Annotated in this window: 18 protein-coding genes, 2 pseudogenes and 1 riboswitch; of the genes and pseudogenes, 8 read left to right on the top strand and 12 right to left on the bottom strand. The window is 59.3% G+C overall.

Going from position 1 to position 25,718, the window contains the following annotated elements; translation table 11 throughout:
* Together QK293_RS24995 and QK293_RS24990 are read right to left on the bottom strand one after the other, a co-directional pair.
* Positions 1 to 156 (bottom strand): annotated as a pseudogene (locus QK293_RS24995) (amino acid ABC transporter substrate-binding protein); the annotation flags it as partial.
* Positions 157 to 308: 152 nt separating this feature from the next.
* Positions 309 to 722 (bottom strand): VOC family protein, encoded by a 414-nt coding sequence (locus QK293_RS24990; protein ID WP_282382368.1) that lies wholly within the window; start codon positions 720 to 722, stop codon positions 309 to 311.
* Between the two features lie 112 nt (positions 723 to 834).
* On the opposite strand from QK293_RS24990, the gene QK293_RS24985 reads away from it, so the two are divergent.
* Positions 835 to 1,728: a LysR family transcriptional regulator gene (locus tag QK293_RS24985; protein ID WP_282382366.1), complete on the top strand. Its 894-nt coding sequence runs from the start codon at positions 835 to 837 to the stop codon at positions 1,726 to 1,728.
* Here QK293_RS24985 and QK293_RS24980 read toward each other — a convergent pair.
* Together QK293_RS24980 and QK293_RS24975 are read right to left on the bottom strand one after the other, a co-directional pair.
* The gene (locus QK293_RS24980; RefSeq protein ID WP_282382364.1) at positions 1,704 to 2,585 is read right to left on the bottom strand and encodes a formate/nitrite transporter family protein; all 882 of its coding nucleotides are present in this window, start codon (positions 2,583 to 2,585) and stop codon (positions 1,704 to 1,706) included. The two genes, QK293_RS24985 and QK293_RS24980, sit on opposite strands and share 25 nt — an antisense overlap.
* Before the next feature lie 197 nt (positions 2,586 to 2,782).
* Complete coding sequence (locus tag QK293_RS24975) at positions 2,783 to 3,187, bottom strand: hotdog domain-containing protein (protein ID WP_282382363.1); 405 nt, start codon at positions 3,185 to 3,187, stop codon at positions 2,783 to 2,785.
* 198 nt (positions 3,188 to 3,385) lie between these two features.
* A riboswitch (S-adenosyl-L-homocysteine riboswitch) is annotated at positions 3,386 to 3,488 on the top strand.
* A gap of 23 nt (positions 3,489 to 3,511) precedes the next feature.
* Here QK293_RS24975 and ahcY point away from each other — a divergent pair.
* The 4 genes from ahcY (at position 3,512) to QK293_RS24955 (ending at position 9,053) form a co-directional block, all read left to right on the top strand.
* Positions 3,512 to 4,921 (top strand): adenosylhomocysteinase, encoded by a 1,410-nt coding sequence (gene ahcY / locus QK293_RS24970; protein ID WP_282382361.1) that lies wholly within the window; start codon positions 3,512 to 3,514, stop codon positions 4,919 to 4,921.
* 191 nt (positions 4,922 to 5,112) lie between these two features.
* The gene (gene metF, locus QK293_RS24965) at positions 5,113 to 5,958 is read left to right on the top strand and encodes a methylenetetrahydrofolate reductase [NAD(P)H] (RefSeq protein ID WP_282382359.1); all 846 of its coding nucleotides are present in this window, start codon (positions 5,113 to 5,115) and stop codon (positions 5,956 to 5,958) included.
* A 172-nt stretch (positions 5,959 to 6,130) separates the two neighbouring features.
* Entirely contained in the window at positions 6,131 to 6,946 is an 816-nt protein-coding gene (locus QK293_RS24960) for a transporter substrate-binding domain-containing protein (RefSeq protein WP_282382357.1), read from the top strand.
* A 223-nt stretch (positions 6,947 to 7,169) separates the two neighbouring features.
* Positions 7,170 to 9,053, top strand: coding sequence for a DEAD/DEAH box helicase (locus QK293_RS24955; RefSeq protein ID WP_282382355.1), 1,884 nt, complete (start codon positions 7,170 to 7,172; stop codon positions 9,051 to 9,053).
* Between the two features lie 67 nt (positions 9,054 to 9,120).
* Here the strand turns inward: QK293_RS24955 and QK293_RS24950 are convergent, their stop codons facing one another.
* The 3 genes from QK293_RS24950 to QK293_RS24940 all read right to left on the bottom strand — a co-directional run bounded on the left by QK293_RS24950 (position 9,121) and on the right by QK293_RS24940 (position 12,316).
* Positions 9,121 to 9,714 (bottom strand): YceI family protein, encoded by a 594-nt coding sequence (locus tag QK293_RS24950; protein WP_282382353.1) that lies wholly within the window; start codon positions 9,712 to 9,714, stop codon positions 9,121 to 9,123.
* Between the two features lie 32 nt (positions 9,715 to 9,746).
* Positions 9,747 to 10,298, bottom strand: a complete 552-nt coding sequence (locus QK293_RS24945) for a cytochrome b (protein WP_282382351.1) — start codon at positions 10,296 to 10,298, stop codon at positions 9,747 to 9,749.
* Between the two features lie 260 nt (positions 10,299 to 10,558).
* The gene (locus tag QK293_RS24940) at positions 10,559 to 12,316 is read right to left on the bottom strand and encodes a flavin monoamine oxidase family protein (RefSeq protein WP_282382350.1); all 1,758 of its coding nucleotides are present in this window, start codon (positions 12,314 to 12,316) and stop codon (positions 10,559 to 10,561) included.
* 223 nt (positions 12,317 to 12,539) lie between these two features.
* On the opposite strand from QK293_RS24940, the gene QK293_RS24935 reads away from it, so the two are divergent.
* Both QK293_RS24935 and QK293_RS24930 read left to right on the top strand, forming a co-directional pair.
* Complete coding sequence (locus QK293_RS24935) at positions 12,540 to 13,946, top strand: adenosylmethionine--8-amino-7-oxononanoate transaminase (protein ID WP_282382349.1); 1,407 nt, start codon at positions 12,540 to 12,542, stop codon at positions 13,944 to 13,946.
* A gap of 135 nt (positions 13,947 to 14,081) precedes the next feature.
* Positions 14,082 to 14,801: a 16S rRNA (uracil(1498)-N(3))-methyltransferase gene (locus QK293_RS24930; RefSeq protein WP_282382347.1), complete on the top strand. Its 720-nt coding sequence runs from the start codon at positions 14,082 to 14,084 to the stop codon at positions 14,799 to 14,801.
* Positions 14,802 to 14,845: 44 nt separating this feature from the next.
* On the opposite strand, the gene QK293_RS24925 is transcribed toward QK293_RS24930, so the two are convergent.
* From QK293_RS24925 to QK293_RS24915, 3 genes are all read right to left on the bottom strand, one after another.
* Positions 14,846 to 15,463, bottom strand: a complete 618-nt coding sequence (locus tag QK293_RS24925) for a hemolysin III family protein (RefSeq protein ID WP_282382345.1) — start codon at positions 15,461 to 15,463, stop codon at positions 14,846 to 14,848.
* Positions 15,464 to 15,563: 100 nt separating this feature from the next.
* Entirely contained in the window at positions 15,564 to 16,595 is a 1,032-nt protein-coding gene (locus QK293_RS24920; RefSeq protein ID WP_282382342.1) for an FAD-dependent monooxygenase, read from the bottom strand.
* On the bottom strand, positions 16,588 to 18,744 hold the full coding sequence (locus tag QK293_RS24915; RefSeq protein WP_282382341.1) for a hypothetical protein: 2,157 nt from the start codon (positions 18,742 to 18,744) through the stop codon (positions 16,588 to 16,590). The genes QK293_RS24920 and QK293_RS24915 overlap by 8 nt, the downstream gene beginning before the upstream one ends.
* A 173-nt stretch (positions 18,745 to 18,917) precedes the next feature.
* On the opposite strand from QK293_RS24915, the pseudogene QK293_RS24910 reads away from it, so the two are divergent.
* A pseudogene (locus QK293_RS24910) lies at positions 18,918 to 19,304 on the top strand (LysR substrate-binding domain-containing protein); the annotation flags it as partial.
* A gap of 17 nt (positions 19,305 to 19,321) precedes the next feature.
* Here the strand turns inward: QK293_RS24910 and QK293_RS24905 are convergent.
* Together QK293_RS24905 and QK293_RS24900 are read right to left on the bottom strand one after the other, a co-directional pair.
* Positions 19,322 to 19,777, bottom strand: coding sequence for a chemotaxis protein CheW (locus tag QK293_RS24905; RefSeq protein WP_282382339.1), 456 nt, complete (start codon positions 19,775 to 19,777; stop codon positions 19,322 to 19,324).
* Positions 19,770 to 25,676, bottom strand: a complete 5,907-nt coding sequence (locus tag QK293_RS24900) for an Hpt domain-containing protein (protein ID WP_282382337.1) — start codon at positions 25,674 to 25,676, stop codon at positions 19,770 to 19,772. The genes QK293_RS24905 and QK293_RS24900 overlap by 8 nt, the downstream gene beginning before the upstream one ends.
* Positions 25,677 to 25,718: the final 42 nt, after the last annotated feature.

Genomic DNA, 25,718 nt, shown 5'->3' with positions numbered 1-25,718 from the left:
TGGAACCGAGAAGCCTGGCAGGCCGTCACTTACACCGCACTGTACGAAACCTTTCCTCTGAATAGCGTCCAGCGTCGGACCTGCGACCGCTGCACTCCCCACTCCAAAAAAGGAAGTAACGGTTATTGCGACCACGGCGATTTTTGATACTTTCATTGGAATACCTCAAGTTTGTACATATTGTTTTTTTTATCAGATGCTTGAGTGACACCGACTATTGTCTGGCGTTCGGCGAATTAATACGTGCGGATTTATCCGAGCGTTATTTATTTGAAGAGCAATTATGGAAGTGCATCCAAAGAGAAACTTCAAGCCGCATACACTGATTCGAAATCAGTGAAACCTTTTATCTCGATAGGATTTCCGGCAGGGTCCATAAAAAACATAGTTGCTTGTTCACCAGGCTCGGCTGGAAAACGAATGTTCGGCGAGAGCACAAATTTGACTTCAGCGTTGATTAAACGGTCTTTCAAAACAATCCAGTCCGACATATTCAGTATCACTCCAAAATGGGGCATTGGCACCCTGTGCTCTCCTACCTTTCCCGTACGACTCACCGGAAATGGTTCGCCCAAATGCAATGACAACTGATGCCCGAAAAAATTGAAATCGACCCAGGTATCAGTGCTACGCCCTTCCTCACCGCCCAGTAAATCACCATAAAACTGGCGTGACGACTCCAGATCGCGGACGTGAAGGGCAAGATGAAAAATCGACTGCATAGGTGGCTCCTGAAGATCGCCGGAGGATGGAAACGAGTGAACGAGTTGAAGCTTGTGCGGTTTTCACCGAAAGAGATAGCATGTAATTTCTGTGCTACCGAAAGTATTTCTTATGGACACACGCTATTTGAAAAGCCTTATCACAGTCGTGGAATGTGGCTCCATAGCACATGCCGCGCGCGTGGAAGGGTTGACGGCAGCAGCGGTCAGTCAGCGAATTCTCGCGCTCGAACGGCAACTCGGCTTCGAACTGCTTTCTCGCGTCGGACACGCAGCCAAGCCGAGTCAAGCCTGTCTTGCATTACTGCCCAGGGCTAAACGCATCGTTCGCGAGATCGCATTACTGGCGGGAGACGCCGACGTGGGGGGGCTTACGGGACAGTTGAGAATAGGCGCCATTTCAACCGTTCTGACGGGTCTTCTACCCGAAGCATTGCGAGCACTCACCGAGTTGGCGCCGGGGATCACGCCGGTGATAGTGCCCGGAACATCGCGTTCGTTGTATGAAGCGCTTCTCTCAGGGGAAGTGGACGCTGCCGTGTTGGTCGTTCCTCCGTTTGAATTGCCAAAAGCCTTGCAGGTGGTTTCACTTCGCAAGGAACCTCTGGTTTTTCTGTCGAAGGAAAAGTCCTCGGACAGCATCCCTGCTCAACTGATTAGCCGACCCTACATCCGGTACGATCCTGACTCGTGGGGCGGGCGGCATGCTGAGGATTATCTGGCGGACCATGAATTGGTGCCGACGCCGTTGGTCGATCTTGATGCACTGGAGACAATTGCCATGCTGGTGACTGAAGGTCTTGGCGTGAGCCTTGTGCCCTATTGGTCTGGCTTTGAACACTGGGGCCATAAATGCGCTGTGAACCGGGTCGGCAACAATCGGTATGACAGAGAGATTGCGCTGATCAGCCATGTTCAGACTGACCGGCCCAACATGATGAGCGCCTTGTGCAAAGTACTTCAGCAAAAGCCTGACCAGGTTTACTCCGGCCTGGATTCGGAATGATCTTTTTCAGGGCCGTCGGATTTCGGCGGCCCACTCTCACTGCGAATCTGCGCATGGCTGATCAGCGCGAAGATGAAGCTGCCGCCGATGATGTTCCCCGCCAGCGTCGGCCCGGCGAACACCAGCCAGAAATCCTTCCACGGCAACTCGCCGGCGAACACCAGATACGAGACCTCGGCGGAACCGACCACGATGTGGGTGAAATCCCCCAGCGCCATGAGGTACGTGATGAGGATGATGATCCACATCTTGGCGCTCTCCATGGACGGAATCATCCAGACCATGGTGGCGATCATCCAGCCCGACACAATGCCTTTGGCGAACATCTGGCTGGCACTGTTCTCCATGATCTTGCGCCCGATATCGAGGAAGGCCAGGTCGGTCTTGCTGTCGAAAATCGGCAGATGCAGCATCACATACGCCACCAGCAACGTGCCGCAAAGGTTGCCCACCAGCACCACCGACCACAGACGTAGCAACCGACCGAAATTGTTCAGTGTGGGTTTGGTCATAATCGGCAGCACAGCCGTCAAAGTGTTCTCGGTGAACAATTGCTGACGGGCGAGAATAACCGCAAGAAACCCTGCGCAGTAACCAAAACTGGCGATCACCTTGAAGCCTTCGCCGTCCGGCAGACGGGAGTTGAGCAGCCCCATGGCCATCAGCGACAGGCCCATGGTCAGGCCGGCCGCCAGCGCCGACCACCACAAGGCGGCGACGCTGCGCTCAAGCTCCTGATCGCCCTGGGTGCGGATGATTTCGTGCAGCACCGCCGCCCGTGGCGGCTGGCTCTTGTCGACGTCATGCTGCTCTTCAGGCGAGAGGTTCGGGGTCTTGCCGTCTTTTTGCGTGTGCATATAGCTTCGGAACCAGTGGGGTGTCATGTAGGTACGACACGCGCGGTTCGGAGCTGTTCACTGACCACCGAAACGATACCGGTTCTGTAGGAGCGAGCGGTGCGGCGTTCCGACTTGCCCGCGAAGGGTTCGCCTCGGTTTTGGCGGTGACGCAAATGACGCCTTCGCCAGCAAGCTCGGCTCCTACAGGGCTCGCATTACTCGCTGATGCCATCATCCTTGAACTGGTCTTTGACGTACAAGATCTCGGTCCGGCCGTGCGGTGCAGGCAAGCCGTCTTCACCCAGATTGACGAAGACAATCTTCTCTACCGTCAGGATGCTTTTGCGGGTGATCTTGTTACGCACTTCGCACTTCAGGGTGATTGAGGTGCGACCGAACTCGGTGGCGGTGATGCCCAGTTCGATGATGTCGCCCTGGCGCGAGGCGCTGACGAAGTTGATCTCTGAAATGTACTTGGTCACCACACGCTGATTGCCCAACTGGACGATGGCGTAGATCGCCGCTTCTTCGTCGAGCCAGCGCAACAGGCTGCCGCCGAACAGCGTGCCGTTGGGGTTGAGGTCTTCGGGTTTTACCCATTTGCGGGTGTGGAAATTCATATTCACTCCTGAGCGTCTTGCCGAATGATGACGGGCATCATGGCAGAGCCCGACCCAGGGCTCTATCAAGCATCGACTATGGTCTCGATTACCGTTCAGACATTGACCAACAGAAACGCTTTGGAAGTATCGCTCACACGGCTATAATCGCCACCGTTTCAAAACGGTAACGTTCCATTGCTACCGTTTTCCCGCCACCTGTCCGAGGGGCGCTGCAGCAGGTTCGACCTGTCAGGCTCGGATGGGGCGTTGCTTGACCGTTATCGGTCAGACACTAAACGCACAACGGCGCCCATTCGCATACATTACGAATGGAGGCTCATCATGAGCGCTGTTATCACGCCTGCAGATTTTAACGATTACAAAGTGGCCGACATGTCCCTGGCTGCCTGGGGCCGTCGCGAAACCATCATCGCCGAATCCGAAATGCCAGCCCTGATGGGGCTGCGCCGCAAGTACGCCGGTGAGCTGCCACTCAAAGGCGCCAAGATCCTCGGCTGCATCCACATGACCATTCAGACCGCTGTGCTGATCGAAACCCTGGTTGCCCTGGGTGCCGAAGTGCGTTGGTCGTCCTGCAACATTTTCTCGACTCAGGACCAGGCCGCTGCCGCTATCGCCGCTGCCGGCATCGCGGTTTACGCCTGGAAAGGCGAGACCGAAGAAGAGTACGAGTGGTGCCTTGAGCAAACCATCCTCAAAGATGGCGCGCCTTGGGATGCCAACATGATCCTCGACGACGGCGGCGACCTGACCGAGCTGCTGCACAAGAAATACCCGGCGATCCTGGACCGCGTCCACGGCGTCACCGAAGAAACCACCACTGGCGTTCACCGCCTGCTGGACATGCTGGCCAAGGGCGAGCTGAAAATCCCGGCCATCAACGTCAACGACTCGGTGACCAAGAGCAAGAACGACAACAAATACGGCTGCCGTCACAGCCTGAACGACGCCATCAAGCGCGGCACCGACCACTTGCTGTCCGGCAAGCAAGCGCTGGTCATCGGTTACGGTGACGTGGGCAAGGGTTCGGCCCAGTCCCTGCGACAGGAAGGCATGATCGTTAAAGTCTCCGAAGTCGACCCGATCTGCGCCATGCAAGCCTGCATGGACGGTTACGAGCTGGTTTCGCCGTTCATCGACGGTATCAACAACGGTACTGAAGCAAGCATCGACAAAGCGCTGCTGGGCAAGATCGACCTGATCGTGACCACCACCGGCAACGTCAATGTTTGCGACGCGAACATGCTCAAAGCTCTGAAAAAGCGCGCTGTTGTCTGCAACATCGGCCACTTCGACAACGAAATCGACACTGCTTTCATGCGCAAGAACTGGGCATGGGAAGAAGTGAAGCCACAGGTTCACAAGATTCACCGTACCGGTCCTGGCACATTTGACGCTCAGAACGACGACTACCTGATCCTGCTGGCCGAAGGCCGTCTGGTTAACCTGGGTAACGCCACTGGCCACCCAAGCCGCATCATGGACGGTTCGTTCGCCAACCAGGTTCTGGCGCAAATCTTCCTGTTCGGCCAGAAGTACGCCGACCTGTCGCCAGCCCAGAAAGCCGAGCGTCTGACCGTTGAAGTACTGCCGAAAAAACTCGACGAAGAAGTGGCCCTGGAAATGGTCCGCGGTTTCGGCGGCGTAGTGACTCAACTGACCAAGACTCAGGCCGACTACATCGGCGTGACCGTCGAAGGTCCGTTCAAGCCACACGCTTACCGCTACTGATTGGACCTGCTGTCCGCTTCCCATGGGAGCGGACTTGTGCAGAATCCACGCTCTCCTGTAGGAGCGAAGCTTGCTCGCGAACGCATCACCGCGCTGCTCCTGAAGCACCGCGTCGTTGCTTTCGCGAGCAAGCTTCGCTCCTACAGTAAGCGCGGCGACTGCAAGGCTTACGTGCTTCCAAGGATATGACCATGTCCCAAGACCGTCGCTACAGCTTTGAGTTCTTCCCTACGAAGACCGATGCTGGGCATGAAAAACTGCTCGCCACTGCCCGTCAGCTGGCCACGTACAACCCCGATTTCTTCTCCTGCACCTATGGCGCTGGCGGTTCGACGCGTGATCGCACCCTCACCACCGTGTTGCAGCTTGAAAGCGAAGTCAAAGTCCCTGCCGCACCGCATTTGTCTTGCGTTGGCGACAGCAAGGACGACTTGCGTGGCCTGCTGACCCAATACAGGGCCGCCGGCATCACGCGTATCGTTGCCCTGCGTGGTGACCTGCCTTCGGGCATGGGCATGGCCAGTGGCGAAATGCGCCACGCCAATGACCTGGTTGAATTCATTCGTGAAGAAACCGGCGATCACTTCCACATCGAAGTCGCCGCTTACCCGGAAATGCATCCGCAAGCGCGCAATTTCGAAGACGATCTGGCCAACTTCGTGCGCAAGGCCAACGCAGGCGCCGACAGTGCGATCACCCAGTACTTCTTTAACGCCGACAGCTACTTCTACTTCGTCGAGCGTGTACGGGCGATGGGGGTGAACATCCCGATCGTTCCTGGGATCATGCCGATCACCAACTACAGCAAGCTGGCGCGCTTCTCCGATGCCTGCGGTGCGGAAATCCCGCGCTGGATCCGCAAGCAGCTGGAAGCCTACGGCGATGACACCCAGAGCATTCAAGGCTTTGGTGAGCAAGTCATCACCCAGATGTGCGAACGCTTGCTGCAGGGTGGCGCTCCAGGGCTGCACTTCTACACGCTGAACCAGGCCGAACCGAGCCTGGCGGTGTGGAGCAATCTGAAGTTGCCACGCTAATAGTCGTTACCAGCAAGATCAAAAGATCGCAGCCTTCGGCAGCGCCTACGTTGGGTATGTTTACTCTCTGTAGGAACTGCCGAAGCCTGCGATTTTTTGCTTTTTACACCCGAACCAGAGCTTCTGGATCCCGTTTCTGGCTCTTTCCGGTTTCTCGTCGTAATCTCAAGCCATGCCTTTGATCACGCAGTTACTGACCGTGTTTCTTTTTACTTGCCTGAGCTTCGCCGCTCGGGGCGAGAAGCTGCGCATTGTCACCGAGCCGTGGGCGCCTTACGTGTATGAGGAGGACGGCAAATCCCTGGGACTGGACTACGAAACCACTGCGATTGTCTTCAAGCGCTTGGAGATCGAGGTCGAGTGGCAGTTTCTGCCGTGGAAACGCTGCCTGTCGATGCTCGAAACAGGCCAGGCGGATGGCGCGCTGGATATTTTTCACAGCGCCGAACGCGACGCGGCCCTGCTCTACCCGACCGAACCGCTCTCGGAAGTCGAATTCGTGATGTTTTACGCCAATGAGCGCCCGCATCCGTTTCACACTCTGGACGATCTGAAAGGCCTGACCATTGGCACCTCACCGGGCTATCTGTACAGCCCGGACTTCCGCGAATCGACGCTGTTCACCCGTGAGCCGGCACCGACCCATGAAGCCAACTTCGGCAAACTGGTGCGCGGGCGGATCGACCTGCTGATCACGGACCGCCGGGTGGGTCAGCACTTGCTCGACAAATTGGGCATCCGCGACAAGATTACCGAGAACCCGACCGTCATCAGCCACCAGAGCCAGTTCCTGGCGGTGCGCCGCAACGCGGGCATGGACTTGTTGGTGCAGCGCTTCGGCGCCGAGCTCAAACGCTTCAAGCGCGAGCCTGCGTACGCAGAATTGAGCGCCCGTTATGGTGCCAATCGGGCAGCCGAGGTAAAAACCACCCGAGCCACCGCCGCCAGCGGAAAAACCGTTGAGCAGCAGGAAAGCGGCGCGCAGTGATTGCTCTGTTATACTCCGGCCTTCCCGCCAGGCTCACGCCCGGACGCTCGGACTTGTTCAAGGCATCTCGACACCGCTACAGCGCAGCTTTTCAGCCCGCGCGAGCACTCCAGACGAGCTTTCAAGGCCCAGCAGGACCGGACGGGATTGCGTTCTTCTTAAACGCCATTCGCGCCAGGCAAGACTCCCATTGGGCCAAGCCCTAACTAAAACAGGATTACTCATGTCCTTTGCTTCCCTCGGTCTCTCCGAGGCTTTAGTCCGCGCCATCGAGGCAGCGGGCTATACCGAGCCTACTCCGGTGCAACAGCGGGCCATTCCCGCCGTGTTGCAAGGTCGCGACCTGATGGTCGCGGCTCAGACAGGTACTGGTAAAACCGGCGGCTTCGCCCTTCCGATTCTGGAGCGGTTGTTCCCCAACGGTCACCCGGACAAATCCCAGCGTCACGGCCCGCGCCAACCGCGCGTACTGGTCCTGACCCCTACTCGCGAACTCGCGGCTCAAGTACACGAGAGCTTCAAGGTTTATGCCCGTGACCTGAAGTTCGTCAGCGCTTGCATTTTCGGCGGCGTCGGCATGAACCCGCAGGTTCAGGCCATGTCCCGCGGGGTTGACGTGCTGGTGGCCTGCCCTGGCCGCCTGCTTGACCTCGCTGGCCAAGGCAGCGTCGATTTGTCCCACGTGGAAATCCTCGTGCTGGACGAAGCCGACCGCATGCTCGACATGGGCTTCGTCCATGACGTGAAAAAGGTCCTCGCCCGTCTGCCGAGCAAACGCCAGAACCTGCTGTTCTCGGCCACCTTCTCCAAAGACATCACCGACCTCGCCGGCAAGCTGCTGCACAACCCGGAACGCATCGAAGTCACGCCGCCGAACACCACGGTCGAGCGCATCGAACAGCGCGTATTCCGCCTGGCCGCCAGCCACAAGCGCTCGTTGCTCGCGCACTTGATCACCGCTGGCGCCTGGGAACAGGTTCTGGTGTTCACCCGCACCAAGCACGGCGCCAACCGTCTGGCCGAGTACCTGGACAAACACGGCCTGAGCGCCGTCGCGATCCACGGTAACAAGAGCCAGAACGCTCGCACCAAAGCCCTGGCCGACTTCAAGGCCGGCGAAGTGCGCATCCTGGTCGCCACCGACATCGCCGCTCGCGGCCTCGACATCGATCAGTTGCCACACGTGGTCAACTTCGAACTGCCGAACGTCGATGAAGACTACGTGCACCGTATCGGCCGTACTGGCCGTGCCGGTCGTTCGGGCGAGGCGATCTCGCTGGTGGCTCCGGACGAAGAAAAGCTGCTGAAAAGCATCGAGCGCATGACCAGGCAGAAAATTGCCGACGGCAATCTGATGGGCTTCGATTCCAGCGCTGTAGAAGCCGAGAAACCAGAAGTTCGCGAGCGTCCGGATGTGCGTAACCCGCGCAACCCACGTGGCCCGCGCGGCGACGGTCCGAACGGCACTGGTGGTGGCGGCGGTCGTAAAGACAAAGGCAAGGACAAGGGCGGCAAGGAAAAACCTGCTGCCACTGGCCGTGGTGATCGCCCGGCGCGTGAACACAAGCCACGCGAAGGCACCCCGGCTCGCGAGCAACAGCGCCCGGCACCTCGCGCCGCCGCTGATCGTGCACCGGACGAGTTCCTCGACGACGATGTCGATAACTTCGGTAACCGCGCCGACTACGTGCCGCAGGCCAAGCCTGCTCAAGGCCGTGGTCGCCGTCCGAGTGCTCCGGCACAAGGCTCGGCCGCAGGCGCAGGCGCAGGCGCTCCGCGCACCGGCGGCAAGCCTCAGGGTCGCCAAAGCGGCCCGCGCAGCAGCGACGGCGCCACCACTGGCACGCCGCCGGCCAAGCGCAGCGGCCCACGCAACGGTGCTCCACGTGACGGTCAGGCCCGTCGCGAAGAGTCCCGCGACCGCCGCCCGGCTGGCACCGACGATCAGCCACGTGCGGAACCGGCCGTGCAAAACCCGCGCGGTCCGGCACCGAAGATCATCCATAAAGAGTCGAAAACCGATCGGTTCCCGACTCCTGAGCAACTGGATCAACTGCCAGGCCGTCCTCGCGGTGAGAAACCAGCCTTGCTGACCCGCAATCGCTGATTTAACGCCGCCATAAAAAATGCCCCTGATCGCGAGATCAGGGGCATTTTTGTTTTAGCGGCGAAAATTACTTCGCTTTGACACCTTCAAACGAAACATACAACTCTACCGCGTCTGACTGTGGGCCCAGGTCTTTCTGCTTGCCGAAATCAGAGCGCTTGATGCTGGTGGTGCCTTCGAAGCCGGCACGGTAGCCACCCCATGGATCCTTGCCCTCGCCCAGGAACGTGGCCTTGACCACGATTGGCTTGGTCACGCCCAACAGGGTCAGGTCGCCGGTTACATCGGCAGTGTCTTTGCCAGCGGCGTTTTTGCCGGTGGATTTGACGCGGGTGGAAACGAACTTGGCGTCCGCGAATTTGCCCACGTTCAGGAAGTCACCGCTGGCGATGTGCTTGTCACGTTCAGCGTGGTTGGTGAACACGCTGGCGGTTTTGACATTGAACTCGATCTTGCTGTCTTCAGGCTTGGCAGCGTCGAAGCTGAACTTGCCGTCGATATCCTTGAAGGTACCGGTGATGAAGCTATAGCCCAGGTGGCTGATCTTGAAGTCAACGAAGGCGTGCTGTCCTTCCTTGTCGACGACGTAGTCAGCTGCCATCACGTTAGCGGACAGCAGAGCAGAACCGATGGCCAGAGCAGCGAGGGTCTTTTTCAACATGCTTTCTATTCCTTGGGAGTCGAGGTTGAACTTCATGCTTTGCGGCCCAGCATTCGCGTCAGGGTCGCATCACGATCGATAAAGTGGTGTTTCAGTGCTGCCAACGCATGGAGGCCAGAAAAAATTACCAGCGCCCACGCCAGATATAGATGAATCACACCAGCGGTGTCTGCCTGGTCCGGTAGTCCGGAAACCAATGCAGGGACTTCAAACAGGCCAAACACCGGAATCCCGGCACCTTCTGCGGTGGAAATCAGGTAACCGGCAATCATCACAGCGAACAGACTGAGATACAAAAACGAGTGACCGAACTTGGCGCCAAGGCGCGTCATGCGGCTATAGCTTTGCAGTGCTGGTGGTGGCGGGCTGATCAAGCGCCACAAAACCCGTAGAGCCATGACAGCTAACAGCACCAGACCAATACTTTTGTGCAAGTCCGGCGCGTCTTTGCGCCAGCTGCTGTAGTAATCGAGACCGACCATCCACAAGCCCAACGCAAACAAACCGAAAACTGCCAGCGTCACACCCCAGTGCACAAAGATGCTGACCCAACCGTAGCGGGAAGAAGAGTTACGTAGCTGCATTGCCCAATTCCTGTGAAAACTGCGAACCAAGACTATCGAGTTATCTATCGATTTAAAGCGGAAAATTTTGCTTTGAAATATCGAGAAATACGATCAAGAGTCTGAAATGGATGAGTTAAGGAAAGATTAAAGACCCCTGTGTAAAAAAACGAAGTCCAACTAAAGAACACCTCCGCCATAGGGTTTATTTGAATCTTGATATTGGTTTTCTTCAGGCAAAAAAACGCGGCATTTCTGCCGCGTTTCTTTAATCCCAAAGCTTACTGCGCTTTGGTATCTGTTGCCGGGGTCGCAGCGGGCTTGGCCGCAGGCTTCTTAGCCGGTTCGGCTTTCTTCGCCGGAGCTTTTGCCGGAGCCTTTTTGGCCTCGGTTTTGGCTGCAGGCTTTTTCGCCGGGGCTTTTTTCGCCGGCTCGGCTTTCACCGGTGCCGCTGGTTTCGGTGCTTCGACCGGAGCTGGCGCAGGGGTCGGGGCTGGCGTTGGAGCCGGTGCAGGAGCAACCGGAGCCACTGGCTCTGGCACCTTGACCGGTTCCGGTTTGTCGTCAGAACCACCAAACAGGTTGGTGAAGAAGTTACCTTTCTTCGCCGCCGCTGCGCCAGCCACCGCTGCGGTCGCTGCTGGAACAATCTTCACAGGTTCAAACGACTTGCCAGCCGCCAGGTCTTCTACCTGACTGGCTGCACGCTGACCGGTGCGAAGTGCGCCTTCCAGCGTGCCTGGGTACAACGTATCAGTGTGTTCGCCGGCAAAGGCTACACGCTGAATCGGACGTTCCCACAGCCGCCAGTACTTGCTGATCTGGCCAGGACCGAAGGCCAGGTAAGCGCCGCCCATGGATGGGTCGGTGCTGTAGCGGCGGATTTCATAACCGGTGAACGAACCGCGAGCCTGTGGATAAAAGGCGTGCAGACGGATCAGCACCTGATCGACCATCTGCTTGTCGCCGAAGGCCTGCATCACGCGCGCGTTGTCGCCGGACAGGTTGATCACCACATTGGCGCCGCCCTTCAAAGCCGGCTCAACCCACAACATGCCCAGACCGGTGTTGCTGTAAATCTCACCGGTCATGCGCGCCTTGCTTTCCCATACCGGAGTCTTGAACTTCAGCATGATCTGGTCGCGCCAACCGTAGTTGGTGCCCTTGATCGCGCCCATGTGCTGGGCATCCAGCGACGGGGTCATCTGAATCTTGTTCAGTGCGCGCAACGGCACGGCCACGACGACGTAGTCCGCCTGATAGCCAACGCTGCCGACTTTGACGGTGACGCCGTCCTTGTCCTGCGTGATAGCCGAGACCGGGGAGCTGGTCTTGATGGTTTTCAGCTGTTTGACGAAGGCCTGGGCCAACACCGGGCTACCACCAAGCAGACGCGAAGCGCGCAGGTCACGGTCGGCAACGCCACGATAAACGCGGCTTTGCTGTGCGAAGTACAGCAGCGACAGGCGCGAAGGTTCGTCATAACGGGTACGAATCTGCTGATTCACCAACTGACGTGCCGTGGCCGGCAGGTTCAGACGGTCGAGCCAGTTGGCCACGTTGATCTGGTCCAGCGCGAACAGCGTGCTGTTGGCGGCCGGGTTCTGCGGGTCTTCGATCGAACGCGCCAGATCATCCAGGGTCTTTTCGTAGCGCTTGAGCGCCTCGCTGGTGGCCGGTTGCTTGGTTGCCAGATCGGCGGCAGTGAAATACTCACCGTCAATCAGATAGCCCGGGGTCCGCACGAACTCAGGGGCCGGCGTGGTGCTCAGCTTGAAGGTCGAGACGTACTTGTTCAGAACCGGTTGGGTCTTATCGTTGCCGATCCACTCACTGGTGGCCATGCCGGAGCGACCGCCCATGCTCGGTTTGGCTTCCAGCAGGGTCACCTGCCAGCCTTTGTTTTGCAGTTCGTAAGCAGCGGTGAGGCCAGACAGCCCTCCCCCGATCACGATCGCCGTTTTATCCTTGGCCAGCGCAGACACGCTGAACAGCCCTAACATCACCAGCGCACAGGCGCGCAGCCAACCAGCAGACATTCAGCGAACTCCGGAAATACACGTAGGGAAAAGCGGTTTTGCGAGCCAGACGACTCAAAGAACCGCGAAGAATACGTCAGCCATCAAAAGGCCGCCAGCGACGTCGACCGACCTATACAAAGTAGCTCAATCCACGCAATGGGTTGTCCCCACGCCGCGCATTGCATAGGCTTGCGCGATTGTTTGCCCGCGCACCCAGCGAGCCGCCTCGAGGAGACTGAAAATGGGCCTGAATAATCAGTGGATGCAACGCGATCTCGCGGTGTTGTGGCATCCCTGCACCCAGATGAAAGACCACGAACAGCTGCCGCTGATCCCGATCAAGCGCGGTGAAGGCGTGTGGCTGGAAGACTTCGAAGGCAAACGCTACCTCGACGCCGTCAGCTCCTGGTGGGTCAATGTATTCGGCCACGCCAACCCGCGGATCAACCAGCGCATCAAGGACCAGGTCGATCAACTGGAACACGTGATTCTCGCTGGTTTCAGCCATCAGCCAGTGATCGAGTTGTCCGAGCGCCTGGTGAAAATGACGCCGGAAGGCCTGACCCGGTGTTTCTACGCCGATAACGGTTCGTCCTGCATCGAAGTCGCGCTGAAAATGAGCTTTCACTATTGGCTCAACCGCGGCCAGCCGAACAAGAAGCGTTTTGTCACCCTGACCAACAGCTACCACGGCGAGACCATGGCAGCGATGTCGGTGGGCGACGTGCCGCTGTTCACCGAAACCTACAAGGCCCTGCTGCTGGACACCATCAAGGTGCCGAGCCCCGATTGCTACCTGCGCCCGCAAGGCATGAGCTGGGAAGAACACTCGCGCAACCTGTTCGCCGCCATGGAACAGACCTTGGCCGAGCACCACGACACCGTGGCCGCGGTCATCGTCGAGCCGCTGATCCAGGGCGCAGGCGGCATGCGCATGTACCACCCGGTGTATCTCAAACTGCTGCGCGAAGCCTGCGACCGGTACGGCGTGCACTTGATCCACGACGAAATTGCCGTCGGCTTCGGCCGCACCGGGACGATGTTCGCCTGCGAACAGGCCGGCATCCGCCCGGACTTCCTCTGCCTGTCCAAGGCCTTGACCGGCGGTTACTTGCCGTTGGCGGCCTGTGTGACGACCGAAGATGTCTACAGCGCGTTCTACGACGACTACCCGACCCTGCGCGCCTTCCTGCATTCCCACAGCTACACCGGCAATCCTCTGGCGTGCGCGGCAGCCCTGGCGACGCTGGATATCTTCGAAGAAGACAACGTCATCGAGAACAACAAGGCCCTGGCCCAGCGCATGGCCAGCGCCACCGCACACCTGGCCGATCACCCGAACGTTTCGGAAGTGCGTCAGACCGGCATGGTGCTCGCCATCGAGATGGTCAAGGACAAGGCCAGCAAAGAAGCTTATCCGTGGCAAGAACGTCGCGGCTTGAAAGTGTTCCAGCATGCGTTGGAGCGTGGTGCTTTACTTCGACCGCTGGGCAGCGTGGTGTACTTCCTGCCGCCGTACGTGATCACGCCTGAGCAGATCGACTTTCTGGCCGAAGTGGCCAGCGAAGGCATCGACATCGCGACTCGCGATAGCGTCAGCGTATCGGTGCCAAAAGACTTTCATCCGGGCTTCCGCGATCCGGGCTGATTGAACGACGCTCGTTCCCACGCTCTGCGTGGGAATGCAGCCAGGGACGCTCTGCGTCCCAAAAAGCGGACGCGGAGCGTCCGGTGAGGCATTCCCACGCAGAGCGTGGGAACGATCAAATTAAAGAGAATCCGCATGAGACTGTCCCGCTTCTTTATCGACGCCCCCTTGAGCACTGGCGAACACGAGTTGCCCGAGGCCCAGGCCCATTACATCAGCCGCGTGCTGCGCATGGCCGAGGGCGATGCGCTGCAACTGTTCGACGGTTCGGGCCATGAGTTTCGCGCCACGCTGGTGGAGGTCGGCAAGAAGCGTGTGGTCGTGCAGATCGATGAAAGCTTCGCCGGGCAGGTCGAGTCGCCCTTGCAGATCCATCTCGGCCAAGGCTTGTCCCGTGGCGAGCGGATGGATTGGGCGATTCAGAAAGCCACCGAACTGGGCGTCACAGAAATCACCCCGATCTTCAGCGACCGCTGCGAAGTCCGGCTGAAGGACGAGCGCGCCGACAAACGCCTGATGCACTGGCGCCAAGTGGCGATCAGCGCTTGCGAGCAATGCGGGCGTTCACGGGTGCCGGTGATTCATCCACCGCTGCTGCTGGCGGACTGGTTGAAGCAGACTCAAGCAGAATTGAAGTTGGTGCTGCACCCGGTGGCCGAGCCACTGGTGAGCCATGCCAAGCCTGGGACCTTGGCTTTTTTGATCGGGCCGGAGGGTGGATTGTCGGAGGCTGAAGTGGATCAGGCCAAGGTCGGCGGTTTTCACGCCGCCCGCCTTGGGCCGCGCGTTTTGCGGACTGAAACCGCGCCGGTTGTTGCATTAGCGGTTGCCCAACAGCTTTGGGGTGACTTCTAGGGCCCTATCGCGAGCAAGCTCGCTCGCGATGGCCGCGCCTCGGTCTACAGCACATAAAACAGGATCGCCACGAAGTGCAGCAAACTCCCGGCGATCACGAACAGGTGCCAGATCCCGTGGGCATGGCGCAGTCGATGATCGAGGGCAAAAAAGACAATCCCCACGGTGTACAACACGCCGCCCGACGCCAGCCAGGCGAAACCTGTACGGCCCAACGCCGTCAGTAACGGTTTGACCGCCACCAGCACGATCCAGCCCATCACCGCGTAGATCACGATCGACAGAATCCGCGCTTCCGAACGCGGTTTGATCTCTTGCAGGATGCCGATCAGCGCCAATCCCCAGACAATCCCGAACAACGTCCAACCCCACGGCCCGCGTAGCGTCACCAGGCAGAACGGCGTGTAGCTGCCGGCAATCAGCAGGTAGATCGAAAAATGATCGACCTTCTGCATGATCGCTTTCTTGCGCCCACGCACGCTGTGGTAAACGGTCGAGGCGCTGTAGAGCACCATCAAGGTGAAACCATAAATCGCCACGCTGACGATCTTCCACGGGCTGCCGTCCAGGCTGGCAATCACCAGCATCCACACCACCCCGACACACGCCGCCACTGCCCCAACCAAATGCGTCCAGGCGTTCAATCTTTCCCCGTGATACATGTGTTGCTCACCTCGAAATCCAATACAACAATGCGCAAGGCTCAGGCTTGAAGGTTAAAAGTGCAATGTTCCCTAGGCAATCACCGGGCAAAAAGGTTGCTTAGCGGTTCAACAGCCACGTTGGGGGAAATGGATGAGCCCGGTATAACTCGCACATCTTGTGCCGGTCGCGGTTAAACCACTCATTCACCCACTGCTGGTATTGCTGCTGGATGCTGAGTTCATGCCAAGGCGTACTCCGCGCTTGAATCACCGCATGCGCGGCCATCATTCCTGACATCAACGCCTTCAACACGCCCTGTGATGCCGCCGGGTCCAGCACAAAAGCCGCATCCCCCGCGATAAAGAAGCCATCGCCGGCCGCCTGCTGACCTACACGCCAGGTCACATCGGCCCCGCGTACCGGGCCGGATGCCGCCAGGTGTTTGAACGTGGCAGGTGGAATGTCCTGCGCTTGGTTTTCAGGGAAAAAGCTCAGACGGGTCCAGTGGTAACGGCGTTCGCCGATCTTCGCAGTCCAATACCAGCCAAGCGGGTCAGCCTCAATCCCGCAAAAAACATTATCTTCAAGGCACACCCCGGCGGCATAACCATAGTGAGCGATCAGACGCGGCGAAAATTTTCGCCAGCGAAGTTGCAGCTGACGTGACAACCAGCTGCAGGCGCCACTGGCGTCGATCAAATGAGGGGCCGTGAAATCACCTTGTCGGGTTTGTACTCCGCATACCCGCTGCCGGTCCCTGATCACCCTAAGTACACGACAAGGTTGCAACACCTGCACACCCGACTCGGCGGCCCGACACAGCAGCAAGTTATCCAGCACATCGCGAGGAATCTGAAAGCCCCGGCACGGTCCCGTCGCACCTTGACCGAAGGCACTGAATTGGCGTGCGCTCCCCCATTGCACCCAATGGCCTGTATGACGTAAAAAACCTGCCGTTTGCACCGCGTCGGCCACGCCCAGTTGTTGCAGCAAAAGCTCAACAGCAGGCTGCAGAGTCTCACCAGGACGCTCGCGCGGGAAAACCGCCTGCTCCAACAGCGCCACCCGCAATCCTCGTTGAGCACACAAAATGGCCGCTGCGGTGCCCGCAGGCCCGGCGCCGATGATGACCACATCGTGATCAGTCACGAGGGCGGGCCTGCCAGCCCATCTTGTCTCTGTTGATCAAAAGGTGTTTACCCCCGATAAAAAGCTCGACCATTTCGAGTATTTCAACGTGACGCCGAGTGAAATCAGCGGGTGTCGATAGGGCGCCGTATCGGTAAATCCTGAAGAAGTGCACATCGCCCTCCAGCTGCACCTTTGCATCAGACTCTGCCTGATCCAAGACCAAATCAGGACGTAAGACATCAACAAAGGACAGCACTGACCACTCCCCTTGCCGCGTGCGAGTGGTCGCACCTACGGCGATGTAAGCCGAATGCATGGCGAGAATCCGTTGCTGATATTCCTCGCGTGAAGTCTGCCCGGTGACCGACAGCGACAACTGCCCGGCCAGTGCTCTATTCGTGTAATCGCTGTACGTATAAGCGGTGCATTCGACCACTTGGCGCCCATCTGCCATAACCAGACGTGGCCCGGTTTCGCCATCCCAGGATGCCCCGCCGGTCTGACCATTTTCAGAATCCGTCAGCGGTATGACTGTCGGTTTTGTAGGCCATGGCTCAAATGTCCTCGCACTGTCAGGTGTCACGGCGGGCCAATAGCCGCCCGCGGCCGAACAGATTCTCACGTCTTCTGTAAACGGGCTGCCCAAGTTGTAGCCGCAGAGAAATGTCGGCCTAAAGCCCCCATTTGTGGAAATTTCCCATCCCGGGCTAAAGGTGCCCGCAGCCTGATCGGGCAGCCAGGACGGACGCTTGGTACTTGCAGAAGGCCCCGTCGTTGCGGCGCCCATACCCGGCAATCGCTGAGAGACCAGCGCGGTGATACCTTTGTCCTGTTCTACGAAATGCCCCCCTGCCAGTTCCGGGTTACCTGCCAGCCTCTGTGCAGATAAAGCATTCAAAGTGACGTACCAGATGGGCTCGGGAAACGCCTGTTGTTCTGCCCACTCAATCAACTCCGCTTGTCCACAGCCCGGGTAAAAATCAGGTGCGGATAGAATTGAGTAGGCGGCTACATTCAAGGGAATGTGTGCACTCAGCGCCGGACAATTGGCCTTGACCCAGCCTTCAGCAGTGAAGTCTATAAAGTGCAATGCCCGGTAGTTCCCGGCGCTGACAATCGCGTCCATGTCTTGATCTTTGTTCAAGTCACAGATCAAGCCACTGTCCAGTAACTTGTGGCGTTTATTGATGATATAACCACCAAAATTCGCGCCGGGCGGGACCCTGAAAGAGACTAATTGATTGTTAAACAAGGCGGGCTCAACCAGCCTTGGCCGGGTTACCGGTACATTCAAGCCGGCCCCGAATACCGGACTGGCACCCCATTCGGCAAGGCCATTAGTAAGCACAAATGGCGCTTTCGAAATGTCGGGTTCAGACCAGTCCGCATCAGCCCCTCTCCTGATGTGGAACTGCCGCAACTTGTCATTGACGTGATATGCCTCGAGATCCAGCTCCACATCGAGCCCGGCAATGCATTCGGGGCCATTGAACACCTTGTGCAGCGGAAACCAGAAATCCAGTTCTTCATCACCTGCTGCCCCCGTATCGCTTACCCCACCTTTTTGCTGCACGGCTATGTATGCACTGAAGCGCGCCGGCACGACCCGCATGGCATGAGGCTTATTCTGCACAAAAGGGCTGAAGCCACGCAGGCGAGCGTCGTACAGCACGGCATCGGTGCCGACCCGTGCGATACCGGTGCGGGAGAAACAAAGGTCGGCATGCTTGCGATGCGTCGTGCCTGGTCCAAGCCGGTATTCAAGCGCAAACACCGCCAGCCCCAAGGTCGCATCTGCACCCGCCAGTGCCTGAAGTTGCGCCAGTGTCGGAGGGGAAACGCCGTACACATAGTTGAGCAGTGTCTCTAACTCTGCCCCAGTCGCGAAATCAGCGAGCGGGGTTGCCCCTGCGCCTTCTGTCACACTGGGCGATGCCAAGGCGTGGTACAGCAGACTGCGCGCCGGATGGCCGGCCTCAACCCCGCATGTGCCTTGCAACGAAAAGTCTTCAAAGCCCTTGATTGTGCGGTCAATCGACAGCGCTTTATTCAACTCGTCGGCCAGCGGCCGGGCCTGGATATCCAGCCCATGAAGCATCAGCAGATCGCGCCAGCCAGCGGACGCCAATCGCTCGCAGACGCTTTGAACCTCATCAATCAGGGGCATACAGACTCCTGGAACAGAACCCAAAGTGTCAGTCAGAATGCAACAGTTACGAGGCAGCCGCACCTGACAGAACTACCAGTTTTCTGTCACGAGACTAACGCTGGCTGTAGGGAGGGGTGATCGCGGATTATTTCTGGTGCTGACTTCTGTCAGGCGTGATCTTTGAGAATTGGCGCCTGACCCGCGAAGCCGCCGGTTTCTCCGCCGAGCGCTTCAAGCTGGGCTCGCTGTATTCGCTGACGGTGAAGACAATGAAGACGGTGCCGCAGCTGATCATGGGCCTGAAGATCCGCCGCAGCGAGCTCAATATCGACCTGATCCTCGGCTCGAACTTCGACCTGCTGTACAAGCTCAAGAACATGGAAGTCGACGCGATCCTGGTGTCGCTGGACGAGAGCGTCAACAACCCGGACTGCGAGCAGATCCCGTTGTTTTCCGACGACATCTTTCTCGCCACACCGGCGGATTCAAAGTTTGCCCAACGGACCGAAGTTGATCTCGCCGAAGTGCGCGACGAGACTTTCATTACGCTGACCCAGCGAGCTTGCTCCGGGCGGCGTTCCGACGATGGGGCCAGTCAAGTCAACCCGGCATTCACCAGTAATTCCTCAAGCGCCAACAAGTCCGGCACCTTCGCCACTTGCTCCCCCACCTGCACCGCCGCCTGTTCCAGCGAACACAACGGCACATCCACATAGCTCAACTGACTATCAAGCTTGTAAGACCGCGGAATCCCCTGCACCAGCAGTGCAATAAATTTCAAATCAGGCCGCCCGCCGAGAGCATTGAGGATGACAATCCGCGCCCGTTCACCGATCACGATTTTCTGCCCACACGCCGACTCAAAACTCAGCAACGGAATCTGCCGGTTCCGCCACGTTACCCGCCCGAGGTACCACGGCGGGGTGTCGAGGTCGAAGGCACTGGGTTGGTAATCAATGAGCTCCGCAACAGCAACGTTGGGCAGAATCAGGTTGCGGTCGGCCAGGGGCAGCAGCAGGCCGGTGAGGTTGCTGGTGCGGTGCTCAAGCATGGGTTTTGCTCCACAGGGCGATGCTTTCGAGCAGCACCGATTCCTGGTACGGCTTGCCGAGGTAGTCGTTGACGCCGATGGCCATGGCACGGTCGCGGTGCTTCTGCCCGGTGCGGGAGGTGATCATGATGATTGGCAGGTGCTGCAGACGTTCGTCGGCGCGTACCTGGGTCGCCACCTCGAAGCCGTCCATGCGCGGCATTTCGATGTCCAGCAACATCAGGTCAGGCCTGTGTTCTTCAAGCAGCAGCATGGCGTCGACACCGTCCTTGGCGGTCAGCACGTTCATGCCGTGGCGTTCCAGCAAACGGCTGGTGACCTTGCGCACGGTCACCGAATCGTCGACCACCAGCACCAGCAGCGGTTTATGCGGCTCGACCTCCGCCTCCTGAGTCACTGACTGTTGCGGCACACGGGCCTGCATGGCGCGGATCGGCGCCAGCAAATCGAGAATCAGCACCACCCGTCCGTCGCCGAGAATCGTTGCTCCGGACAACCCCTGCACCGCCGCAAATTGCGGGCCGAGGCTTTTGACCACGATCTCGCGAGTGCCGGCCATGGAGTCGACTTGCACGGCGATGTGCCGCTCGTTGCACTGCACCAGCAATACCGGCAGCGGCAGGCTCTGGCCCAGCAGTTTCGGGCGGTGGCTGGTTTTCAGCAGTTCGCCGAGGTAGCACAGTTCATAGTGTTGCCCGGCGTATTTGTAGGTCGGCGGATCGAGCCGGTAGTGCCCTTCAAGTTCGTTGGGCAGCACGCGAACGATGCCGTCGATGGTGTTCAGCGGGATCGCGTACTGATCATCAAAGCATTGCACCATCAGCGCCCGGTTGACCGACACGGTGAACGGCAGGCGAATCCGGAAGTGCACGCCCTGCCCTGGCACAGAGTCGATGCTCATGCTGCCGCCGAGTTGCCGGACCTCTTCGTGAACCACGTCCATGCCGACGCCGCGCCCGGAAATCTGGGTGATTTTCTCGGCGGTGGAGAACCCCGGTTGCAGGATAAATTGCAGCACATCGCGGTCGCTGATGTCGCTGTCCGGGGCCAATAACCCGCGCTTGATCGCCTTGCGCCGCACCGCGTCCAGCGGCACGCCGGCACCGTCGTCGCGGATGTCGAAAATGATGTCGCCGCCCTCTCGCGACAGGTCCAAAGTGATTCGACCCTGAGCCGGTTTACCCGCGGCGATACGCACCTCGGCCGATTCCAGCCCATGATCCACCGCGTTGCGCAGCATGTGTTCCAACGGCGCGGCCATGCGTTCCAGGACGTTGCGGTCCATCTCGCCTTCGGCATTGCCGACGATGAACTCCACGTCCTTGCCCAGTTCGCTGGAGACCTGACGGACGATGCGCTTCAAACGCGGCAGCATCCGCTCGAACGGCACCATGCGCGTGCGCATCAGGCCTTCTTGCAATTCGGTGTTGATGCGGCCCTGCTGTTGCAGCAGGTTTTCCGCGTCTTGATTGCGTCGGTCGAGGGTTTCCTTGAGGTCGAGCAAGTCGGAGGCCGATTCGAACAGCGCGCGCGACAGTTGCTGCAATTGTGAGTGGCGGTCCATTTCCAGCGGATCGAATTCTTCGTAGCCCAGGCGTTCGGCGTCGACTTGCTGGCGGCTGAGAATCCGCCCCTGGGTTTCAGTGTCGAGACGACGCAACTGGTCGCGCATGCGCTCGATGGTGGTTTCCATCTCGCTCAGGGTCACGCGCGCATCATTGACCTGTTGTTCGATCCGGCCACGGAAGATCGACGTTTCGCCGGCCAGGTTCACCAGGTCATCGAGCAACTCAGCCGAGACCTTGACCATGTCCCCGCCGGCATCGGGTTGCGGTGCGGGCGTCTCGGCTTTCGGCGTTGCGGACACTACGACCGGTGCCGGTGTGTCGGTCACTGCCGGATGACTGAAATTCTTGATCGCGTCGATCAATCGATCGGCCGGCGGCAAAGGATGACCGGCACGGGCCGCATCGAGCATCTGCGCCAGTCGATCGTGGCTGCTTTGCAACAAGTCGAACAACGCGGCGGTGGGTTGCAGCACGCCAGCCGAGAGGCCTTCGTAGAGGAATTCCAGCTCATGGGCGAGGTCGCCAATCGGTGCGATTTCCACCATCCGCGCGCCCCCCTTGAGGGTGTGCAGGTCACGCAGCAGGGTTTCCACTTCCTGACGATTCGAAGGCTCGGCCTGCCAGCGCACCAGCGCCGCGCCGGAGTTTTCGATGATGTCGAAACCTTCCTCGAGGAAGATATCCAGAAGCTCCGGATCATGGCCCGGTGAATCTTCGGCCCGGGCAGGTTCGACCGTTTCAACAGCGCTGACAATGCCCTGGCGAAACGCGCGAATGGCCACGATCAGCTCGTCTGGATCGCCCAATGGCTGCTGGTTCTGCAACTGATCAAGCAGCTGTGCGAGCCGTTCATGGCTTTGTTGCAGCAGTTGCGCCAACGCTTCGCTGTAGGTGTAGCGGCGGTCCACCAGACCTTCGTAAAGGCTTTCCAGTTCATGCGCCAGATCACCGACCGGCTCGACCTCGGCCATCCGCGCGCCACCCTTGAGGGTGTGTAGATCACGCTGTAACGACAACAATGGCGCGGCGTTGTCCGGGTCGCTCACCCAGCGCTGCAAGGCCTGGCCAGCACTTTCGAGGATATCCACCGCTTCTTCGAGGAAGATCGAAACGATCTCATCGTCCATTTCAACCTGGGTCGCGTTCTGCGCCAGTTCGGCCGTGGCGCTGCCCAGTTCCCGAATGCTCAAGGTACGGCTGCCGTCACTGCGAATCAGCCCCATCGCCGACGGATCGAGACTCGCATCCAGCAAACCGCGCAAGGCCCGGACCCGCTCCGGTTGCGGGCTGACTTCCTGGCCCGCGGCCAGTTCGTCGAGCATGTTGATCAGCGCTTCGTGGGCACTTTGCGCCTCGTGGAAAAACGCCTCGCTGACCGCCAGGCTGCTTTCTTCCACGGCACCGTAGAGATCGAGCAACGCTTCGCAAAGCTCATCCACCGGATGCAGGTCAGCCAGGTGGGCGCCCTCGCCCAGGGTGGTCAATTCATCCAGCAGCGCGCTGAGTTCCTGACGCTCGCCGGGGTGTTGCTGCCAGCGCTGCAACAGGCTTTCGGCGTCCAGCAGGATGTCCATACCTTGCGCGAGGAAGTTATTGATCAGTTGCGGATCACGCTTGATGCGCAACCCGGTATTCGGTGCACTCAGGAGGGTTTCCAGACGCTCGGCCAGCAATGCCTGGGTTCGCTCGATCAACGAGCGGGCGCCGGGAATCTCCGCCAGTGGATCAGTCTTGAGCTGTCGCAGCCCAAGACGGAACAGTCCTTCGGCTTCCAGCAACAGTTCGACTTCATCCAGGTCCAGGGCGATCAGGTGCGCCTTGTACTCCCGGGCCAGATGATCCAGTGGCGTCGCCAGCTCGGCAATCGGTAATACGCCGGCCATGGAGGCGCTGCCCTTGAGGGTGTGCAGCGCTCGCTGCAACTCGTCGCTAGCCTGCAACGGCACGTGCTCGGCGGCTTGATCGAGGAAGCGGTTGAGGCTGCCCAAGTGGGTTTCGGCTTCGTTGCGGAAGATCTCAAGCAGCAACGGATCGAGGGCTGCGACGTCCTGTGCGTCTTCATCGAGTATCGATTCATCGCCCTTGGCCAAGGCATGGGCGCGTGCGGCCAATTGGTCGACATCGTTGCGCTGGCGCTGGGCATTGGCCGCAAACTCGGCCACCAGTTCCGGTAGCAGATTCAGCGCGTCGCCCAGCAGTTGCTGCACCGCCGCCCCCGGTGGAACGCTGTGTTCCAGTACGCGGTTGAGCAGATTTTCCATCGCCCAGGCCAGTTCGCCCAGCACCAAAGCGCGGACCATCCGGCCACTGCCTTTCAACGTATGGAAGGCCCGGCGCAGTTCACTCAAGGCCGATTGACTGTCGGGATTGGACGACCAGCGCGGCAGGTATTCCCGGAGAATTTCGAGGACTTCATCGGTTTCTTCGAGGAAGACTTCCCGCAACTCATCGTCCACCGGCTCTTCACCGGCGGGTGGCGGCAACAGGCTTCCCGGAGTGGTCAGGGCGGGCGGGTTGACGCAAGACACGGGGCTGGCCAAGACATCGGCCAGAGACTGGACGGTGTCAGGGTCGTCCAGTTCCTGCAGATCTTGCATGACCTGCGCTTCGCTTGGGCTGAGCACATCTTCAAGCACCGGCACCTGCTGCTCGCGGGGGAAAAAGCCGAGTGATGCCAGGCTTTTTTCCGCGACGTCGAGCAACTGTTCACCCGACGCTTCGGGGTCGTCGCTGAGGCGCTCCAGGTAATACTCGATGCTGGTGACGACGTCGGCCAGGCTGTCCAGTTCCTGCCAGCCGGGGTGATCTGGATCCAGCAACAAGTGCTCGCGGATGAAGTGGTTGCACGTTTCGATCAGGCTCGCCGCACGGCTCAACGGAATCATCGCCAGCGCACCGCGCAACTGGGTCAGCAAGGCCGGCAGTGGCTGCAAGTGCTGTCGGTCCCAGTCGGCGTCGATGTAGTCAACGATCATGTCCTTGGCCTGCTGCAGGCAGATGCGCGCTTCCTTGATCACGATCTGATGGATCTGTGTCAGGTCGATGGTCGGCAGGCGGCTTTCTTCCTGGCTTTCCGGTTCGACGGTGCCGACCATGCCGGCGAGGGTCGCCTCGACATAGAGCAAAGCACCGGCGACGTCCATGAGGGTCGCGTCATTGGGCTCACGCTGGCCCTGGACGAGGCTCAGCACCACCGCCAGTTGATCAATGATGACCTTGCGTGGCTGGCCGAAACCGAGCACCGCCAGGGTGTCGGCGATTTGCCGCAGTGGCGCCAGCAGGCTTTCGAGGTCCGAAGTGTGTTGGCGGTCACTGCGCACGAACAGGTCCAGGCGCTCCTTGACCCGCACCAGCTCTTCGCACAGCGCGGCCAGCACCGAACGCATGGCGTCGCGGTCGGGACCGGCCAGCCGTGCTCGTTCTTCGTCGACCATCGCGCTGTCAGGCAGCGCGTCGTCCAATCCGTAGCGATCTTTCATGGTCAGCATCTGCCCGGTGGGATGTTCGGCCTTGGCAATGTAGAACAGCAAACTCTTGAGCAACTCTAGCGGCGCCGGCTGATTGATTCCGGGCATGCCCTGCTCGAGCAGGCGCTTCAGCTCTTTGTCGGCGTCTTTGAACAGGCGGCGCAACGCCGGACTGTTGGCGATCGAGCCGCTGCGCATACCTTCTACCAGCGCCGAGGCGACTTGCCACAACGGGCTCAGCGGTGCGTTGCCGCTCAGTCCTTCGAGATGGGTAAAAACCCTGGTCAGATAATCGAGGTTGGTTTCGCCGTCCTGCTCACGCAGCAATCCGACCAGGGCCATCTGCAACATTTGCCGCAACTTGCGCAGCACGTTCGGTAAATCGGCCGGCTCCAGCAGCGCCAGCGACGCTTCGTCCAGCGGTGGCAGGTCCGGCAATTGCGGGCTGAACAGGCTGGTTTCCGACAACAGGCTTTCGCCACGGGCGCTGCGCAGATCGTTGATCAGCGGCAGCACCACCAGCGGCAGGTCGCGACGGGCGCCTTGCACCCGGTCGAGGTAAATCGGCAGCTGCCCAAGCGCTTGCAGCAATAGATGGATCGCCTCATCACGATGACCGACGCGGTTCTGCTGCAAGGCGGTGGTCAGCTGTTCCATCTCTTCGGCGAGCAGCGCCGCGCCGTAAAACTCGACCATCTGCAAACTGCCGTGAACCTGATGGACGCAGGCCAGGCATTCACTGAGGGCGTGCGTCGCCTGCGGGTCATCAAGCAGGGTTTCGATGGCCTGATGAGCCACTTTCAGCGTTTCGGCAATCTCGCCTTTGACCCACTCGAGGGCCACATAGTCGTGCCGATCACCCATAACCACTCCGTTCACTGCTCCAGTCAAAGAAAGCAAACGCCC

The sequence above is a fragment of the Pseudomonas sp. AL03 genome, assembly GCF_029960815.1.
Lineage (GTDB): Bacteria > Pseudomonadota > Gammaproteobacteria > Pseudomonadales > Pseudomonadaceae > Aquipseudomonas.
Note: the sequence above shows the minus strand (reverse complement) of the source record. Positions and strands in the feature narration are given on the sequence as shown.